This is a genomic window from Agrobacterium sp. T29 (genome assembly GCF_006970545.1).
GTDB lineage: Bacteria > Pseudomonadota > Alphaproteobacteria > Rhizobiales > Rhizobiaceae > Agrobacterium > Agrobacterium leguminum.
On sequence record NZ_CP040640.1, the window covers coordinates 2,287,867 to 2,305,156 of the forward strand.

The following is a 17,290-nucleotide window of genomic DNA, read 5'->3' on the forward strand; positions in this document are numbered from 1 at the left end:
CTTGTTTATTTGCGTTTGCAACATTTGTCAATGCAAATGTTTTTCGTCATTTTTTGTGAAAGGCAGAACGCCGCATTCCCCTGTCTTATGGGGCGAAGCTATTGAAACGGATGGATTGTGCCGGTACAGCCGATAGGCGCACATCAGCATCTGCGCAGATGGTTCTCAAACGGGGATTTGCTCGTGTCCTATCAATTCACCGATTCGGTACCCTACCTGCTCAACTGGGTGGGCGTTCGGCTTGGCGAGCGCTTTTCCGTAAGACTGGCCTCCTATGACATCACCCTGCCGATGTATCGCGTGCTGGCGACGCTGCGGCAGCAGGAAAGCAAGACGCTGACCGAGCTTTCGGACATGGTGTCGGTGGAGATTTCCACGCTGTCCCGGCTTGTGGGGCTGATGGTCCGGCGTAACCTCGTCAGCCGCGAACGGCCGCTCGACAATGCGCGCATCGTGCGCATCACCCTCACCCCGAAGGGAGAGGAACTGGCCGATGAACTCATGCCCATCGCCGCCATGTTCGAAAAAACCGCAATCGAAGGCCTCGACCCGGCCGAAGTAAAACTCTTCAAAAGCATACTGCGCCATATCGGCCGGAACATTGCCGGCCTCTGATACCGGCAATTCGGGCATCGACGCTTCGGCGGCAGCCACCCGCCTCGCCCCGCTTTTCCCGTGCAATGTACTTGCAATAACCGGTTCCTATCCCTGCGAAGGTCACCGCAGAAAGGAACTTCCATGTCCAACAGATCTTCCCTTGCAGTCCCGGCAGCAATCTTCCTTATCGCCGGCGCATCGATACTGCTCACGGCCTGCGCCTCGACTGTCATGAAAAGCTATATCGGCGCGCCCATCACCAGCGTGATGCTGGACTATGGGCCGCCGGACAATATCTACAGTCTGGGTCCCGGCCAGCAGGCCTATCAATGGCGGAAGAACAAGACGCAGGCTGTCGCCGGATCGTCGAGTGGCGAAGTGCGGACAACACGGCGTGGCGAACGTTACGAAGTGTCCGAAACGCCGGCCTATATCGAGCGCATCGACTGCTTCTATACCTTCTACACCCGCAATTCCGGGGCCGAATGGTATGTTACGAGCTTCCGGCAACCTTCGCTCGAATGCGAATGACCGATCCGGGATGCAAATTTCAGCCCGGTTCCGCCTGTGCCGCGCCCCGCCCTTTTTCACCGCCGCTTCCAGGCCGAAAGCGGCGGGGTTCTTTTGAAAATTCTCCCTGGAATCTGTCATGGGAAGGGCCGATCAGAAGCGATAATTCAGACCGGCCTTGATGACATGATCGCTGACATCGGTTTTCGATTTGCCGCTGGCGGTCGTCGTGGCCACATTTCCGGTGCTCACATAATTATATTCGAACTTCGCCGACAGGCCGCCGCCGAAACTCTGTTCGACGCCTGCGCCGACCAGATAGCCCTGTTTCCGGCCATCGGGACCTGTCACGCCGTTTCCGTCCCTGAACTTTGTCGTGGTCAGGCCGGTGGTGCCGTAAACCAGCGTCTGGTCGAGCGCCACACCGGCCTTCATCTTGGCCGCGCCCCGGAAACGCTCCCGCAAACGACCGTTCGGCACACGCGCCTCGTTCCCGAGATAGGACCCTTCGAGTTCCGCACCGACCACGCCGGAACCGAACTGGAAGTTATACCCAGCCTGCACACCCCCCGTCAGGCCGCGGCCGCTGGCCAATGGGTTGAATTTCGGGGAGGCGACGCCACCATGCACACCCACATAGGCCCCGCCCCAGGAGAAGGCCGGCGGACTGCCGTAATCGAAGGATTGCTGCGTATTGTAGTTGGTGAGATCAGCGGCATGCGCATTGCCAGCAACCGCGACGACGATGGTCACGGCGACAAGCGATTTCTTGACGATCGACATGAATGACTCCAGACGAAACCGATGCGCCATCTTCTGGCGCAGCCAAGTTTCAGTTCGCGTTGAAGAACCGGAAACCGGCTCCCGTTAGTCTGCTGCGCCGGCCGACATCACGTGCGGATGCATTCAGCAGATAAGGGGATTTTCCCCGCGAGAATTGCGCCTGCATTGCATGGAACGAATTTTATTAGAAATTATTTATTTATTTAAATAAGTTAGGTCTATTTTCTTAACCGAATCGTAAGAAATTTCATTATCGCAGCGCGGTCGCAGCGCCTTTCGAAACTATCGACCGAATTTCGAGCCGGACACAAAAGCTGGGATTGAGGTCGAGAAATAGAACACGGCCGCAATGAAGCTCCGCCGCCTTCTGGACCAGATTTAACCCAAGGCCAGCTCCGGGCGAGTTCGTATTGATGCGGTGAAACGGCTCAAATACCTGCGCGCGCTCCGGGACAGGTATGCCCGGCCCTTCATCGCAGACCTCGATGGCCCCCGCCGGATCGACCCGGATCGTAATTGCGCCCCTGCCGCCGGCATGGTCTATCGCGTTGCGCACGAGATTGACGACCGCCATCTCGATAATCGACGTCTGCACCGTGAAGACGACTTCGCCCTCGCCGGGCTCGAAATCGAACTCGTAACCGGCATCCATCGCAATCGGGGCGAGATCGGTCGCGATGCGCTCGACGAGTTTGTTGAGATCGCGCGGCTCCGCCGGCAGTTTCACCGCACCCACCGCCTGCATCTCCAGTAGTTGATGCGCAACGCGGGTCAAGCGGTCGATATCGGCCCTGATCTGACGGCTCAGCGCGTCATCGGGCAAGAGGTCGGCTCTGGTACGTACGATTGCGATCGGCGTCCTCAGCTCATGCGCCGCATCGGCGAGAAAGCGGTTGCGGCGATTATACCCGTCATCGAGCCTCGACAGCGCGACGTTGAAGGCATCCACCAGCGGGATGATTTCAAGGGGAACTTTCGAACGGTCGATACGCTCGGACCGGTTCTCGAAATCGATGGATTGCGCCTGCTTCACGGTTTCCATCAGCCCGCTCAGGGAACGGCCGACCGCCCGCGGGGTCACGAGCAGTGTCGCGATGCCCGTCAGGATCAGCATGGGCACGACGGCGATGAGGATGATGAAACCCAGCGCCGGCAGCACGGTCAGCCAGCGAATGGCGCCCTCGGCATCCTTTTCCAGATCCAGCTGAACATTGATCCAGATACTCAGACCGTCATTGGGAATTCCTTCCTCCGTCCCGGCAATGAACTGAAGCCGCCCGGCGGCTGTATCGCGGTTTTCGACGGTGGCGCGGAGCGTTCCGGCCGCCTCCAGACGCGCACGGTCAAAACTCCGGGGAAATACGGCCGACAGGGCGGGCGGCGGGACCGCGCCATATTGCAATACGATGTCATTGGCGTCACGCACCACAAACCAGAGATTCGGATAGCGCCGTTTCAGCTCCGCCAGCTCCGGCGTCGCCGACAGTTGCGGCCTGCCCTGTCCGTCCTTCGTCACGCTCTCCGCGACGATACGGGCAGCCTCTTCATTCGCACCTTCGAGCCGTGGATCGATGATCCATATCCAGCCGATGAGGAGGATGACGAAAAGGACGAGCAGGAACGCCTGCAATGCGAAAAGGCGCTTCATCAGCCCCCATCGCAGGGATCGATTGCGCTCCTGTCTCATGTCTTCAACCGGATGAGATAACCGATATTCCGCACGGCCCTTATCTCCACGGTGGCGTCAGCCTGCGCCAGCTTCTTCCTGATACGGGAAATGTGCGCATCGAGAGCGTTGGACTCGATCTCGTCATCGAGCGTATAGACCGCCTCGATCAGGTTCGACCGCGTGACGATGCGGTTCGGACGCCGCATCAGCGCTTCAAGCACCAGATATTCCCGACGCCGCAACTCGATGATGGAGCCGGCAATGCTGACTTCATTGCTGCGCGGATCGATGCTCAGATTTCCGAAATGCGCATATTTGTCGGAAAGAGAAGGGCCGCGTCTGTGGAGAGCCCTGAGGCGAGCGAGCAGCTCCTCGATTGCAAAGGGCTTGGCAAGATAATCATCCGCTCCGGCATCGAGCCCGTCGACACGGTGATCGACACTTCCAAGCGCCGTCAAAACAAGGATGGGCACGGTATGTCTGCTCCGGCGAAGCGAAGCCACGAGGTTAAGCCCTTCGCCATCGGGAAGGCGGCGATCCAGAACCAGAACATCGTAAGACCCGTCCCGCGCAAGGGCGTCAGCATCGCTGATGGTGCTGACATGATCGGCAAGAACATCGCGCCGGCGCAGGGCTTCAAGAAGCGCGCGCGCCATTTCGGGTTCATCCTCAAGAAGCAAGATTCGCAATGACTTCCCCCGGAGATGGATTCTTGCCATCCCCACCACTGGTCGAGAAATGTTGCAGCTACATTGCAGGAGGGCGGGCAGACAATTCGACTTCTACCACCTTACAGCACATAATCCGACGGCATTGCGTGCTTTTTACGCTGACCTCACTCCGGAAATGTCACGGTTGCGCCGTTGCAGGCCTGTACCCGTGTCTGGCATAAAACCGGTCAAGCTCGCGCTGCTGCGGCATCTCACCGGTGTAGATGGCGATATAGTCCGGAATCCTCTGCATCCGCACCGCCACATCTTCCTCGGACTGCATGGAAATGTAGCCGATCTGCACGAGATAGGTGGTCCGGGCACGCACATCCGCCGTGTTTTCATTGTGGCCGAACCGCACGAACATGCGTGCAAGCGCCGCCATTCTCATCTCGTCGGCCTTGCGAACCTCCGCGAGAATCTCTGCGGACTGAAGGGCCCAGCTTCGAACGGCGAATTCAAATCTGCTGTCGAAAAGCGCGGGATCCAGCCAGCAGTCGAAAACATTCAGCATGGCTTCGGCCAGCGTCTCGGCATAGGCCTCCGACTGCCGGACGATGCTTCCGGTATTTTTTTCCCGCCAGCGGGCGACAAGCGCGGCCAGCAATTCCTCCCGGTCCTTGAAGAACCAGTAGAAGCTCGTGCGCGACAGGTTTAGCTTTTTCGCCAATGGCAGGATTTTGACGGAATCCACGCCCGATTCCAGCAAAGCCTGATAGGCGGCCTCAAGCCACCCTTCCTGCGATCCACGCCAGCCAGTGTCGTTCAATGTCGCTTCCATGATGCGTTCGTAGCAAATCGGTCTCTTCGCGACAAGCGGGATGTATACCCGTGTCAAAAGGAAAGACAATTGTGTTTTGTAAATTGACATAAGTGTACATTCCCGCTTAGCCTTGAGACAGAAACCCTTTTGGAGCAGGCTATGTCGAGCGATCCCCTTCTTCAGCCCTACCAGCTAAAACACCTCACCCTGCGCAACCGCATCATCGTCACCTCGCACGAACCCGCCTATCCCGAGGATGGCATGCCGAAGGGACGTTATCGCGCCTACACGGTGGAGCGGGCAAAGGGCGGCGTTGCGCTCACAATGACGGCCGGCTCCGCCGCTGTCTCCAGGGACAGCCCGCCCGTCTTCAACAACCTGCTCGCTTACAAGGATGAGATCGTCCCATGGATCCGGGAAATGACCGACGCCGTGCATGAAGAGGGTGCTGCGATCATGATCCAGCTCACGCATCTCGGCCGCCGCACCCGCTGGGACAAGGGCGACTGGCTGCCGATCCTTGCGCCGTCACATCACCGCGAAGCGGCGCATCGGGCTTTTCCGAAGAAGATCGAGGACTGGGATATCGAGCGTATCATCAAGGACTTCGCCGACGCCGCCGAACGCATGAAGGCAGGCGGAATGGACGGAGTGGAGCTGGAAGCCTATGGCCATCTCATCGACCAGTTCGTCTCGCCGCTGACCAACGAACTGGACGGCTCCTATGGCGGCCCGCTCGAAAACCGCATGCGCTTCTGTCTCGACGTTTTCAGGGCGATGCGCGAACGCGTGGGCGACGATTTCATTCTCGGCGTTCGCTATACCGCCGACGAATGTCTTGAGGGCGGCACCGGAAAGGCAGAGGGCATCGAAATCGCCAGACGCCTGAAGGATAGCGGCCTGATCGATTATCTCAATGTCATCAGGGGTCATATCGACACCGACCCGGGCCTGACCGACGTCATCCCCATTCAGGGCATGGCCAATGCGCCGCATCTCGATTTCGCCGGTGAAATCCGCGCCGCGACCAGTTTCCCGACATTCCACGCCGCCAAGATCCCCGATGTCGCCACCGCCCGCCACGCCATCGCCGCCGGCAAGGTGGACATGGTGGGCATGACACGCGCCCACATGACCGATCCGCATATCGTGCGCAAGATCATGGAAAAACGCGAGGACGATATTCGCCCCTGCGTAGGCGCCAATTATTGTCTCGACCGCATCTATCAGGGCGGTCTCGCCTTCTGCATTCACAATGCGGCAACGGGCCGTGAGGAAACCATGCCGCACGAGATACCCAAAGCGGCGGAACGCCGGAAGGTGGTGATCGTCGGCGCCGGACCGGCCGGGCTCGAGGCCGCGCGTGTCTGTGCCGAACGCGGCCATGAGGTCGTCGTGTTCGAGGCCGCCAACAATCCCGGCGGCCAGATCCGGCTGACGGCGCAGAGCGAACGCCGCCGTGAGATGATCAGCATCATCGACTGGCGCATGAGCCAGTGCGAGAGGCTGGGCGTCACCTTCCACTTCAACAACTGGGCCGAAGCGGACACGGTTCTTTCGGAGAACCCTGACGTCGTCATCATCGCCACCGGCGGCTTGCCGCATACCGATGTGCTTTCCAGCGGCAACGATCTCGTCGTCTCGGCATGGGATATCATTTCAGGAGACGTTAAGCCGGGAACGAATGTGCTGGTTTTCGACGATGCCGGCGATCATGCCGGTCTGCAGGCCGCCGAATGTCTCGCAAAAGCCGGGGCGAAAGTGGAGATCATGACGCCCGACCGCGCTTTTGCCCCGGAAGTCATGGCGATGAACCTCGTTCCCTATATGCGCTCGCTGCAGAAACGCGATGTCACCTTCACCGTTACCTACCGGCTGGAAGCGGCAGAAAGAAACGGCAACCAGCTCATTGCCCATGTCGGCAGCGATTATGGCGGCGTGACGAAATCGAGAACCGTCGACCAGATCGTCGTCAACCACGGCACGATCCCGCTGGATGACCTTTATTTCGAACTCAAACCCGGTTCGAAAAACCTCGGAGAAATCTCCTACGACGCCCTGCTTGCGGGAGCCGCCCAAGCGGTCGAACGCAACCCGGAAGGCGCCTACCGGCTCTTCCGGATCGGCGATGCGGTCGCCGCACGCAATACCCATGCGGCGATCTACGATGCGCTTCGTCTGGCAAAGGATATTTGAGGCTGGCGTTCCCGACAGACAGAGGCAGACCAAAACTGCCTCTGTCGCGACAGGAATGCGGGATCGGCAGCGGCTTCAGGCCTGAATCAAGGCAATGCCCCGGTTCTTGAACCCCAACGTCACATCGCTCGCCGCCGGCAGGCTGGTCTCCACGGCATGGTCGACGATGAAAAGCGTACCGATATCGGTTTCCACCTCATATTCGACGTGACCGCCGAGATAGGCGCTGTGCAGCACCCGGCCGGCAAGCCCCTGCCCGCCCGGTTGTCCGATGGAAATCGAGCCGGGGCGGACCGCAAGCTCTGCGGGACCTGGCCGGGCGTTGCGGGCCGCGACCCGATGATCGATCCCGCCGACGCGGATCAGCGCATCGGCACCCTCAACGCCGATGACCTCGCAACCGACGACATTCGCCTCGCCCATGAAATCGGCAATGAAGGCGGAGGCCGGGGTCTCGTAAAGATCGCGTGGCGCACCCGACTGGGCGATTTCGCCGTCCTTCATCACGATGATCCGGTCGGAAACGGCCAGCGCCTCATCCTGATCATGCGTCACGTAAACCGCGGTGAAACCCAACCGCTGCTGCAATTCGCGGATTTCGGTGCGGACCCGGCGGCGAAGGCGGGCATCGAGGTTGGAAAGCGGCTCATCCAGCAGCAGCACCTGCGGCTCAAGCACCAGAGCGCGGGCGACCGCGACGCGCTGCTGCTGGCCGCCGGAAAGTTCGGCAGGCAGGCGATGGCCCATGCCGGCAAGGCCGACGAGCTTCAGGCCCTCTTCCGCCTTTTCCCGCGCTTCCGCCTTGCGCAGCCCGGAGGATTGCAGGCCGTAGGCGACATTGTCGAGCGCCGTCATATGCGGGAAAAGCGCATAAGACTGGAAGACCATCGAGACATCGCGCTCATTGGCCGGCAGCATGGTCACATCCTTGTCGCCGATGAGGATGCGGCCCGAGGTCGGATGCTCGAGGCCCGCCAGCATGCGCAGCGTCGTCGTCTTGCCGCAGCCGGAGGGACCGAGCAGGGTGACGAGCGTACCGGGCTCGATGGTGAGCGACAGGTCGGGAATGGCGGTAAAGGCGCCGAAGGTCTTGCGGACATTCTGAAAGGTGACGGAGCCGGGTTTTACGGAAATCATGCGGTTTTCTCCTGAGCGAGAGGAACGGAGGAAGCGGAGGGCAGGCCGGCGACGCGGTTTTCGCGCCGCAGGCGACGCTCGCCGACAATGAGCTGGAAGCCTGTGATGACGGTGATCATCACCACGATCAGCATGGAGGAATAGGCAATCGCCACCCCATATTCGCCGTTCTCGACAAGGCCGACGATATAGGAGGTCGCCATGTTGTATTCGGCGCTGACGAGGAAGATGACGGCGCTGATGGAGGTGATGGCGCGCACGAAGGAATAGACCAGTGCGGCCGTGATTGCGGGCCTCAAGAGCGGCAGGATGACCTTGCGGATGGTGCGGAAACTATTGGCCCGCAGCGTCAGCGAGGCCTCGTCGAGGCTCTTGTCCAGCTGGCTCATCGCCGCAATGCCGCCGCGCACGCCGACCGGCATGTTGCGGAACACGAAGCAGGCGATCAGGATCAGCGCCGAGCCGGTCATTTCCACCGGTGGCAGGTTGAAGGCCATGATATAGCTGACGCCGATGACCGTGCCGGGAATGGCAAAGCTCATCATCAGCGCGAATTCGAAGAGGTTTCGCCCGGCGAATTTCTGCCGCACGATGATATAGGCGGTCAAAAGACCGACGGCGGCGGTCAGCGGCGCGGAAACCAGTGCGATCTTCATGGTCGTCCAGAACGAGTTCCAGGCCACGCCGGTCCAGGCGATCGAGCCATTGGAAAAGCTTATGGAAAAGGCGCGGACGTAGTGGTCTAGGGTCAGGGAATTGTCGAGACCCCATGTCTTCACGAAACCGCCCACAAGGATCATGCCATAAACAACGATGGTGAAGACCATCCACGGCACCACGACGGCGTGAACGCCGATGGACAGGCCGCGCGGCAGCGCGATATGCGCGCCGCTGTCGCCCTTGCCCGTCACCGTCGCAAAATTCTTGCCCGCCAGCCAGAAACGCTGGGCAAGGAAGGCCGAAAGCGTGAAGCACAGCAGGATGATCGCCAGAACCGCGGCGCGCGACGGATCGTTCTGCGAACCGACGACGGCGAAGAAGATTTCCGTCGACAGCACGCCATGCGTGCCGCCAAGCACCAGCGGATTGCCGAAATCCGCCATACTCTCGATAAAGCCGATCAGGAAGGCATTGGCGAGACCGGGTTTCATCAGCGGCAGCGATACCTGCCAGAAGGTGCGCCAGCGGTCGGCGCGCAGCGTCTGCGAGGCCTCTTCCATCGACGGGCTGACGCCTTCGACCACGCCGATCAGCACCAGAAACGAGATGGGCGTGAAGGAAAGGACCTGCGCGATCCAGATGCCGGTCATACCATAAAGCCAGCGGCCCGGCTCGATGCCGAAGAGATAGGAAAGCCACTCGGTGACGACACCGGCGCGACCGAAAAGCAGCGTCAGGGCAAGGCCGATGACGAAAGGCGGTGTGATGATCGGCAGAACCGTCAGAAGCCGCAGGCCCTTCTTGAAGGGAAAGCGGGTGCGGGTGGCGATCAGCGCGAAGCCGAGACCGAGCACGGTCGAACCGAAGGCGGTCATCAGTGCCAGAAATAGCGTCCGCCAGGCAACGCCGCAACGCTCTTCGCCCGCCACGCAGCCAAGGCTCCAGATGCCGGGATCCTGAATATTGCGGATGAAGCCATCGGCATTAAAGGAGCCATCGAAATCCTGAACGGAGGCGACCAGCATGCTGCCGATCGGATAAAAGACAAAAACCGTGACGAGGAAAACCAGAACGGAAATGGCGCCGACGACGAAGGCATCGCCTTTCATGACGCCCCGTTCGGCAAGCCCTAAGGCGAAAAGCAGCACGAAGACGAACGAGATGACGACGGCACCCGCACCCATGGAGGGTTGGCCATCGGCAAGCATGCCGAAGAGGTTTTCGCTCACCGTCCAGCTCCAGCCGGTAAAGCCGATGGCCAGCCCCTGCAAGGCGAGGAAAACGAGCCCGGCAGCGCCGATGACGGCAAGCAGCCCGCCGCGCCGCATCGGATCACGGATGGACCGGACAAGGCATGCAGCGAGGAAGAAGAGGACAACGCCGACGAGCCATGGTTTTCCATAGGACAATATTTGCAGCACACCGGGCGCATTGCTGGCCGACGAGAAAAATCCGGAAAGCCAGCGGAGGCTGAAAAAGCCGCCTTCGATGCGATACCAGGGAAGAAGAATGAGGGCAAAAGCCCCGAGCGCCAGGACGATGTCCAGCCTGCGATTGCCACGTGTCATGGCCGACCTCGCTTGTTTCATGCCGATGAAAGAGTGGCGGACACCCCGGCTTAAAAAGCCGGGATGCCTGTCGCCGGAGTGAAGATCAGCGGTTCAGATCAGTTCGCGACCGCACCGACCTCGCGGTCCCAGCGTTCCAGCAGCGCCTTGCGCTTGGCCGGGTCGCCATAGGTCTTGAAGTCATAGTCGATGAGCTTGATGTCCTCGAACTTCGGCGCTTCCTTCGGCACTTCCGCCGTCTTGTTGGAAGGAAGCTGGAAGGACTTGGCGTCCTTCATGCGCGACTGGACCTCAGGCTTCAGCGCCCAATCGTACCAGGTCTTGGCATTGTCGAGGTTACGGGCGCCCTTGATGATCGACATGGAGCCGATCTCGTAACCCGTGCCTTCGCAGGGCGCGATGGACTTGACCGGGAAGCCTTCCGCCGTCTGCGCCACCGCGTCGTGCATGAAGACGATGCCGAGCGCCGTTTCGCCGCGCGCCGCCGCCTTGACCGGTGCCGAGCCGGACTTGGTATATTGCGAAATATTGGCGTTGAGCTTCTTCAGATAATCAATCGCCTGATCCTCGCCCATGATCTGCACCAGTGACGCGAGCGCCGTATAGGCGGTACCGGACGAGTTCGGATTGGCGATCTGGATTTCGCCCTTCAGTTCCGGCGCCAGCAGGTCGGCCCAGCATTTCGGCTCCTTGTAACCCTTGGACTTGAAGATTTCGGTGTTGTAGCCCCAGCCCAGCGCGCCGGCATAAACGCCGACGGTCCTGTAGCCGGTGCTTTCAGCCTGCTTCACAGCCCAGTCCTGCAATTGGTCCAGCATCGGCGACTTGTATTCGAGCGTCAGGTTCTCGGACGCCGCCTGCATGTGCGGATCGCCGGTGCCGGCCCACCAGATATCGGTCTTCGGGTTGCGGGCTTCCGCGCGCACCTTGGCATAGGTCTCGCCCGAAGACAGGCGCACCATATTGACCTTGATGTCGTGTGACTTTTCAAAATCGCCCTTCATCTGTTCGCAGATGACGACATCGGCCGAGCAGATCAGGTTCAGTTCGCCCGCCGCCTGCGCGGAAACGGCGCTCAGTGCCGTGCCGGCAAAAAGCAGGGTGGAAAGTATCGTCAGTCGCATGGTTATCCTCCTGTAGCTTGCGTCTGAATTCTTGGGCCGCGCGCAGACATGGCGCTGCCGTTCGCGGCACCTTGCGGCGCGCGCGCTGTCTTTTTGAGGTGTTGGTTTTTGGCCCTACTGGGTCTGGGTCGGGTGGATTTCGCTGTCGAAGCGGCTCAATAACCGACTTCGCTCTTCCGGCTGTCCGAAGGTGGCGAAGTCGTAATCCACCATCTTGATCATCGATATGTCAGGCGCCGTCAGCGGCAATGTCGCCCGGGCATTGGAAGGCACCTGGTTCTGGCCGGCCGCGGCCCCTGTCGCCTGCCCTTCCGGGCTCAGCGCAAATTCCACGAAATCCTGCGCAACGGCCGCATTGCGATTGCCCTTGACGATGCTGACAGCCCCGATTTCATAACCGGTGCCCTCGCACGGCGCGACGATCACCAGCGGAAAACCTTCGATCTTCTGGGTCACGGCATCATGCATGAAGGAAATCCCGATCATGATCTCGCCCCGCGCCGCCGCCTTGACGGGCGCTGCACCAACCTTGGTATAGCTCACGACGTTCTGGTTGAGCTTCGCCATGAACCCGAAAGCCTCCTCCTCGCCAAACAGCTGGACGAGAGTGGCCAGCATGGTGAAGGCCGTGCCTGAATAGTTCGGATTGCCGGTCAGGATATGGCCGCGATAGACATCCTTCGCCAGATCCTTCCAGCAGGTCGGCGCCGGCAGATTGTTCTTCGCAAGCAGTTCCGAATTATAGGCGAAGCCCAGCGCGCCGGCATAAATTCCCGCAGACCGCGATCCCGACATCACCGAGAAATTCTGCGCCCACGGCAGCAAATCCTGCTGGTGGACGGGTCGGTATTCATCCAGCAACCCTTCAGAACCCGCCTGCAAATGGGTGTCGCCAGTACCGCCCCACCAGACATCGACAGTGGGATGGGATCGTTCGGCACGAATCTGATCGAGAATTTCGCCGGTGCTCTTGCGCACCATCGAAATTTCGAGACCGGCCCTGGCTTCGAAAGCCCGCTGCATGGTCAAGCACCAGGCCTCGTCGACGCCGCAAAGGACGTTCAACTTCGGCTCGGCCATGCCATGCCCTGCGCCGCACAGCCATAGGACCATGCTTGTCGCAAGTGCGGTCAATGCTTTCAATTAAGCCTCCCTGCCCGGAACCTCCCCGTTCCAGTCTCCACCTACAGCATGTCACATCCTGTCCGCACCGCAATCGAAGAATGGTTACCAATCTTTCACCGCACCGCCGAACAAGATTACAGATATTACAATTATGACAGGGGAGATAACCAGCGAGCCTTTGAAGATCGTCGCCGCCATGCCTATGATGATGGCGGGAGGAAAGTGCAGTGCTTAATCAGAAGGTTCGCATTCTGATCGTCGAGGACGATCCGGATATGGCCGAGCTCATCTCGGACCTCATCGAGGCGGAGGGCTGGCTGCCCACCTGCGCGCGCTCCGCCGAGGAGGCGGACGAGATATTGGCAAGGGACAGGATGCAGCTTGTGCTGGTCGATCACAATCTGCCTGGCACGTCCGGACGCACCTTCGCTCAGCGGCTGCGCAGCCAGATCGATATCGGCATCGTCATGGTTACCGCCGCTGGCAGCGCCGCCGACCGGGTTCTCGGTCTGGAAACAGCCGCCGACGATTATGTGGTCAAACCCTTCGAACCGATCGAACTCACGGCCCGGATCAAAGCCGTACTGCGCCGGACGATCCCTTCGCTAAAACAGGAAAAGGACAGCGATCATGGGCGCGGGGCGCTTCGCCTTGGCGACTGGGCAATCGATCTCGATGCACGCCGCGCCGTCTGCCTGAGCGATCCCAGCCGTACACTGACCACCGCCGAATTCGCGCTTCTGGAAATACTGGCGGAAACACCCAACCAGCCCGTCAGCCGCTCCCAGATTCTCGACAGGCTGGGTTCGGAAAGCGACCGTTATATCGACAGAAATGTCGACGTGCTGGTGCTGCGGCTCAGGCGCAAGATCGAGATCAATCCCGACCTGCCGCGCCATATCAAGACGCGGCGCGGCAAGGGTTACGTGCTCCACACCGATGAGGGCGAGCTTTCCCCGTGATCAGCCGCTCCTTCCTGTCCTCCATCGCCTTTCGCCTGCCCTTTGCGATTGTCTTTACCTGCCTCCTCGTCTTCAGCCTTTCCGCCATCGCCATTTATGGCCTGCAGCGCGCCCGCGATGAAATGGCGGCCTATGGGTTGCAGGCCTTTTCCAGTCTCGCCAAGGCGTCGCTGGTCTCGCGGCAGGTCTCCGATCTCGTCTCCAGCGCACCGTTCCTGATGAACGCCGCCTCGCCCTATCGCGTTTCCAGCGAAAGCCGCTCGGTGGTCCAGCAGGTCGATATTTTGCTCGAAATGACAGGACCGGACAGCGGCGAACGGATCACCCGTGGCTTTGCCAGCGAACGCATCGTCGAACTCCTCCAGATCATCCGGGAACAGACGCTCGATCTTGCGAAGGACGCCGATGCGGCACAGGGTCACAAGGCGGAAGCGGCAGCAGCGCTCGGCGAAATCGCCACCGGTCAGGGCATCCTCGATCCGGAACTGCGCCGGCGAATGAACGGCATCGTACAGGCCGCATCCGCATCCGACAGCCTCTTCCAGCTTGGCGAACTGCGCCGCCGCTACGTGGCGGAAACGACGGCGCGCCAACAGGGCTATCCCGGCGAGCGCCTGCCCGTGGCCGAGTTGCAGCCCTACGAGCGGGTCTTCGAAGCCCAGAGCCGCTATCTTCTGGAAATGTTCGCCATCCGCGCCTCGGTCTCCCGGCTTCACACCGTCTCGCGGGATCTTTCCCATGTGACCGAGACCCAGGGCGATGCGGTTGCGCGCAGCCTGAACGAAGACCTGATTTCGACTTCCGATGCTCTCAACCGGCTGCTGATCATTGTCGCCGTCGCCTCGCTTCTGGTTCTCATCGTGGCGATCTTCTCGATCCGCTCGGTGATGCGTATCTCGCGCGGGATCGTGACGCTCTCCAATGGCATGAACGCCCTCGCCAAGGGAGATAAGGATGTCGGCCCGCCCTCCTATACCGGCCCCGAGACGGAGTTGATCCGGCTGCTCGATGCGTTTCGCGCCTTCCATGACAGCGTCGACCGCGTCTCGCGCCTCAGGCGTACGGCCGAAGCGGCAGCCCGCACCATCCGCTCGACCTTCCGCACCATGAACGAGGGAATTGCGCTGTTCGATCCGGCCGGCCGGCCCATCACCATGAACCGTCGCATCATCGAGCTCGTCGGACGCTCCGGCTCGTCGCGAAAACTGCCGCTTCGGAGGTTTGTCGAACCGATCCCGGAAATCGACCCGGCTCTGCTGCCCTTCGATGCAGAGCCGGGGGAATTGCTCGACCGCGCAGTCCTGCGCCATCGCACCGACGATCAGCGGGTGATCGAAGTATCGATGTCACGCCAGCCGGACGGCGGCATCGTGCTGCTCGCCCGCGATGTCACCGCTCTCGATCGTCAGGAAGCGGAAGCCGTCAAAGCCCAGAGGCTTGATGGCATCATGCGCATGACCCATCAGGTCAGCCATGAGGTGGGCAACATGATCGGCATCATCACCGGCAGTCTAGGACTTCTGGAGCGGGAAGCCGGTTTCAACGATCGCCAGAAGCGACATATCGCCCGCATCCGCAAGGCGGCGGACCGCGGCCGCTCTCTGGCCAGCAGCATGCTTACCATCGGCAGTCAGCAGCCGATTCATCCAAGCGTCATCAATGTCGCAAGCCTGCTGCGCGGCATGGCCGATATTCTCGAAATCGCCGTCGGCCCCAAATGCCGGATCGCGCTCGATATCGACGACGATCTTCCCTCGATACCGCTGGACCCGGCCCTTTTCGAACAATCCATCCTCAATCTCTGCCTGAACGCCGCAGCCGCCATGCCCGATGGCGGCCTGATTTCAATCGAGGCCGCCTCCGGCAAAGATACGCTGGTGATCGCCGTCACCGACGAGGGGATCGGCATGACGCCGGAGGCTGTGGACAAGGCCTTTGAGCCCTATTTCACCACGCGGGGCGACCATGGCGGTGCAGGTCTCGGCCTCGCCATGGTCTACGGTTTCGTGCGCCAGAGCGGCGGCGAAGCGCATATCAGTTCCAGACCCGGCGAAGGCGCAAGGGTTGAACTGACGTTCCCGGCAAATGCCGGTCACACCTAGCGGGCAAGCTGTGCGGATTCGATCGAATCCGCCAGTATCTCCAGCCCAAGGTCGATCTCCGAATCCGATACCGTCAGCGCCGGCGCAATGCGGAAGACGCCGCCCATGCCGGGCAGCTTGACGATATTCATGCTGAGGCCGCGCAACATCGCCTCCTGCATGATGCGCGCACCGAGTTCGAAACCGGGGGCTTTCGTATGCCGGTCGGCGACGACTTCAAGTCCGAGCAAAAGCCCGCGCCCGCGCACATCTCCAACGCATTCGAACCGCTGCTGCAGCGAGAGCAGCCCCTCCTTCAAACGGTTTCCGCGGGCAATCGCCTGTTCCACCAGACCATCTCGCGCCACCACATCGAGAACCGTCACGCCGACAGCGGCCGGCAGGGGATCGGAAACATGAGTCGTATAGAACAGGAAACCCCTCTCGAAGGCCTTCTGTTCGACCTCTGCGCTCGTCATCACCGCCGCAAGCGGCAGGCCGGCGCCGAGCGTCTTCGACAACGTCATGATATCGGGCGTCACCCCATCGCGCTGGAAGGCGAACATATGCCCGGTCCGGCCGACGCCGGTCTGGGCTTCATCGAGGATGAGCAGCATGCCGCGCTCCTCGCACTTTTTCTTTAGCGCAGCGAGATAACCGACCGGCAGCTCGAGGATACCGCCGCTCGACAGGATCGGTTCGGCAATGAAGGCGGCAAGATTGCCGGTCGACTGGCGATCGATCAGTTCGAAGGCATCGTCGAGTTCTGCCTGCCAGTCATTCGATCCATCGGGATTCTTGAAGCGCGGACGATAGGCATTCGGCGCGGGAATAACGAGTGAACCGGCCGTGGCCGGGCCATAGCCCCTGCGGCCGGCGCTATAGGTGGCGGAGGCCGCAGCGCCGGTCATGCCGTGCCAGCTCTGCGCAAAAGCGACGATCTCATGCCCGCCGGTCACGAGCTTCGCCATGCGGATCGCCGCCTCGTTGGATTCAGCCCCGGTGGTCAGCAGTTGCACGCGATCGAGACCCGGCGCGAGCGCCGCCAGCCGCGCCGCCAGGTCGACGACCGGGCGCGACAACATGCCGGAAAAGAGATGTGCGACCGATGCCATCTGCCGGTTGACGGTGGTGACGATATCCGGATGGGTATGCCCGAGCAAAGCGCTCATCTGGCCGGAGGTGAAATCGAGAATGGCGCGCCCATCCGCATCATAGACGAAACTTCCCTCAGCCCGTTCGACGATGATCTCCTCGAAGGCCGGTCCGTAGCGGGTCAGATGTTTATTGGCGGCCTCCCAGAAAGCCGGTTCGTCATTGAGCGAGGCGAAGTTCTTCGCAAGCTTGTCCATGGCACATTCCCCAAGAGTTTATCTTGCCGAAACATAACAACCCATTGCCACTT

Annotated in this window: 14 protein-coding genes; 5 read left to right on the forward strand and 9 right to left on the reverse strand. The window is 60.7% G+C overall.

Annotation, left to right across the window (positions count from 1 at the left end):
- Positions 1 to 183 precede the first annotated feature (183 nt).
- Both FGF54_RS11600 and FGF54_RS11605 read left to right on the forward strand, forming a co-directional pair.
- Entirely contained in the window at positions 184 to 615 is a 432-nt protein-coding gene (locus FGF54_RS11600; RefSeq protein ID WP_004433168.1) for a MarR family winged helix-turn-helix transcriptional regulator, read from the forward strand.
- A 123-nt stretch (positions 616 to 738) separates the two neighbouring features.
- Positions 739 to 1,128 carry a hypothetical protein gene (locus FGF54_RS11605; protein WP_020810134.1) on the forward strand — a complete coding sequence of 130 codons (390 nt, stop codon included), beginning with the start codon at positions 739 to 741 and terminating at the stop codon, positions 1,126 to 1,128.
- A 132-nt stretch (positions 1,129 to 1,260) separates the two neighbouring features.
- Here the strand turns inward: FGF54_RS11605 and FGF54_RS11610 are convergent, their stop codons facing one another.
- The 4 genes from FGF54_RS11610 to FGF54_RS11625 form a co-directional block, all read right to left on the reverse strand.
- The gene (locus tag FGF54_RS11610) at positions 1,261 to 1,890 is read right to left on the reverse strand and encodes an outer membrane protein (protein WP_142779730.1); all 630 of its coding nucleotides are present in this window, start codon (positions 1,888 to 1,890) and stop codon (positions 1,261 to 1,263) included.
- Positions 1,891 to 2,140: 250 nt separating this feature from the next.
- Positions 2,141 to 3,538, reverse strand: a complete 1,398-nt coding sequence (locus FGF54_RS11615) for a HAMP domain-containing sensor histidine kinase (protein WP_210247415.1) — start codon at positions 3,536 to 3,538, stop codon at positions 2,141 to 2,143.
- Between the two features lie 35 nt (positions 3,539 to 3,573).
- A complete protein-coding gene (locus FGF54_RS11620) occupies positions 3,574 to 4,248 on the reverse strand; it encodes a response regulator transcription factor (RefSeq protein WP_142779732.1) in 675 nt (224 codons plus the stop codon).
- A 160-nt stretch (positions 4,249 to 4,408) separates the two neighbouring features.
- Positions 4,409 to 5,050 carry a TetR/AcrR family transcriptional regulator gene (locus FGF54_RS11625; RefSeq protein WP_168208074.1) on the reverse strand — a complete coding sequence of 214 codons (642 nt, stop codon included), beginning with the start codon at positions 5,048 to 5,050 and terminating at the stop codon, positions 4,409 to 4,411.
- A 141-nt stretch (positions 5,051 to 5,191) separates the two neighbouring features.
- Between FGF54_RS11625 and FGF54_RS11630 the strand changes: the two genes are divergently transcribed.
- The gene (locus FGF54_RS11630) at positions 5,192 to 7,228 is read left to right on the forward strand and encodes an NADH:flavin oxidoreductase (protein WP_142779733.1); all 2,037 of its coding nucleotides are present in this window, start codon (positions 5,192 to 5,194) and stop codon (positions 7,226 to 7,228) included.
- Positions 7,229 to 7,303: 75 nt separating this feature from the next.
- Here the strand turns inward: FGF54_RS11630 and FGF54_RS11635 are convergent, their stop codons facing one another.
- The 4 genes from FGF54_RS11635 to FGF54_RS11650 form a co-directional block, all read right to left on the reverse strand.
- Positions 7,304 to 8,365, reverse strand: a complete 1,062-nt coding sequence (locus tag FGF54_RS11635; protein ID WP_142779734.1) for an ABC transporter ATP-binding protein — start codon at positions 8,363 to 8,365, stop codon at positions 7,304 to 7,306.
- Positions 8,362 to 10,593 (reverse strand): iron ABC transporter permease, encoded by a 2,232-nt coding sequence (locus FGF54_RS11640; protein WP_142779735.1) that lies wholly within the window; start codon positions 10,591 to 10,593, stop codon positions 8,362 to 8,364. Before FGF54_RS11640 ends, FGF54_RS11635 begins: the two co-directional genes overlap by 4 nt.
- Before the next feature lie 98 nt (positions 10,594 to 10,691).
- Complete coding sequence (locus FGF54_RS11645) at positions 10,692 to 11,717, reverse strand: ABC transporter substrate-binding protein (RefSeq protein ID WP_003503939.1); 1,026 nt, start codon at positions 11,715 to 11,717, stop codon at positions 10,692 to 10,694.
- Between the two features lie 114 nt (positions 11,718 to 11,831).
- The gene (locus tag FGF54_RS11650) at positions 11,832 to 12,830 is read right to left on the reverse strand and encodes an ABC transporter substrate-binding protein (protein ID WP_142780226.1); all 999 of its coding nucleotides are present in this window, start codon (positions 12,828 to 12,830) and stop codon (positions 11,832 to 11,834) included.
- A gap of 239 nt (positions 12,831 to 13,069) precedes the next feature.
- Between FGF54_RS11650 and FGF54_RS11655 the strand changes: the two genes are divergently transcribed.
- Both FGF54_RS11655 and FGF54_RS11660 read left to right on the forward strand, forming a co-directional pair.
- Positions 13,070 to 13,804, forward strand: coding sequence for a response regulator transcription factor (locus FGF54_RS11655; protein WP_142779736.1), 735 nt, complete (start codon positions 13,070 to 13,072; stop codon positions 13,802 to 13,804).
- Positions 13,801 to 15,906, forward strand: coding sequence for a PAS domain-containing sensor histidine kinase (locus FGF54_RS11660; protein ID WP_142779737.1), 2,106 nt, complete (start codon positions 13,801 to 13,803; stop codon positions 15,904 to 15,906). Before FGF54_RS11655 ends, FGF54_RS11660 begins: the two co-directional genes overlap by 4 nt.
- On the opposite strand, the gene FGF54_RS11665 is transcribed toward FGF54_RS11660, so the two are convergent.
- The gene (locus FGF54_RS11665; protein ID WP_142779738.1) at positions 15,903 to 17,237 is read right to left on the reverse strand and encodes an aspartate aminotransferase family protein; all 1,335 of its coding nucleotides are present in this window, start codon (positions 17,235 to 17,237) and stop codon (positions 15,903 to 15,905) included. The genes FGF54_RS11660 and FGF54_RS11665 overlap by 4 nt on opposite strands.
- Positions 17,238 to 17,290: the final 53 nt, after the last annotated feature.

What these genes read in the sequence shown, in the direction of transcription:
- FGF54_RS11605 (WP_020810134.1), top strand. Translation starts at nt 739, where the DNA reads ATGTCCAACAGATCTTCCCTTGCAGTCCCGGCAGCAATCTTCCTTATC.
- FGF54_RS11610 (WP_142779730.1), bottom strand. Translation starts at nt 1,890, where the DNA reads ATGTCGATCGTCAAGAAATCGCTTGTCGCCGTGACCATCGTCGTCGCG.
- FGF54_RS11615 (WP_210247415.1), bottom strand. Translation starts at nt 3,538, where the DNA reads ATGAAGCGCCTTTTCGCATTGCAGGCGTTCCTGCTCGTCCTTTTCGTC.
- FGF54_RS11625 (WP_168208074.1), bottom strand. Translation starts at nt 5,050, where the DNA reads ATGGAAGCGACATTGAACGACACTGGCTGGCGTGGATCGCAGGAAGGG.
- FGF54_RS11630 (WP_142779733.1), top strand. Translation starts at nt 5,192, where the DNA reads ATGTCGAGCGATCCCCTTCTTCAGCCCTACCAGCTAAAACACCTCACC.
- FGF54_RS11635 (WP_142779734.1), bottom strand. Translation starts at nt 8,365, where the DNA reads ATGATTTCCGTAAAACCCGGCTCCGTCACCTTTCAGAATGTCCGCAAG.
- FGF54_RS11640 (WP_142779735.1), bottom strand. Translation starts at nt 10,593, where the DNA reads ATGACACGTGGCAATCGCAGGCTGGACATCGTCCTGGCGCTCGGGGCT.
- FGF54_RS11645 (WP_003503939.1), bottom strand. Translation starts at nt 11,717, where the DNA reads ATGCGACTGACGATACTTTCCACCCTGCTTTTTGCCGGCACGGCACTG.
- FGF54_RS11650 (WP_142780226.1), bottom strand. Translation starts at nt 12,830, where the DNA reads ATGGTCCTATGGCTGTGCGGCGCAGGGCATGGCATGGCCGAGCCGAAG.
- FGF54_RS11665 (WP_142779738.1), bottom strand. Translation starts at nt 17,237, where the DNA reads ATGGACAAGCTTGCGAAGAACTTCGCCTCGCTCAATGACGAACCGGCT.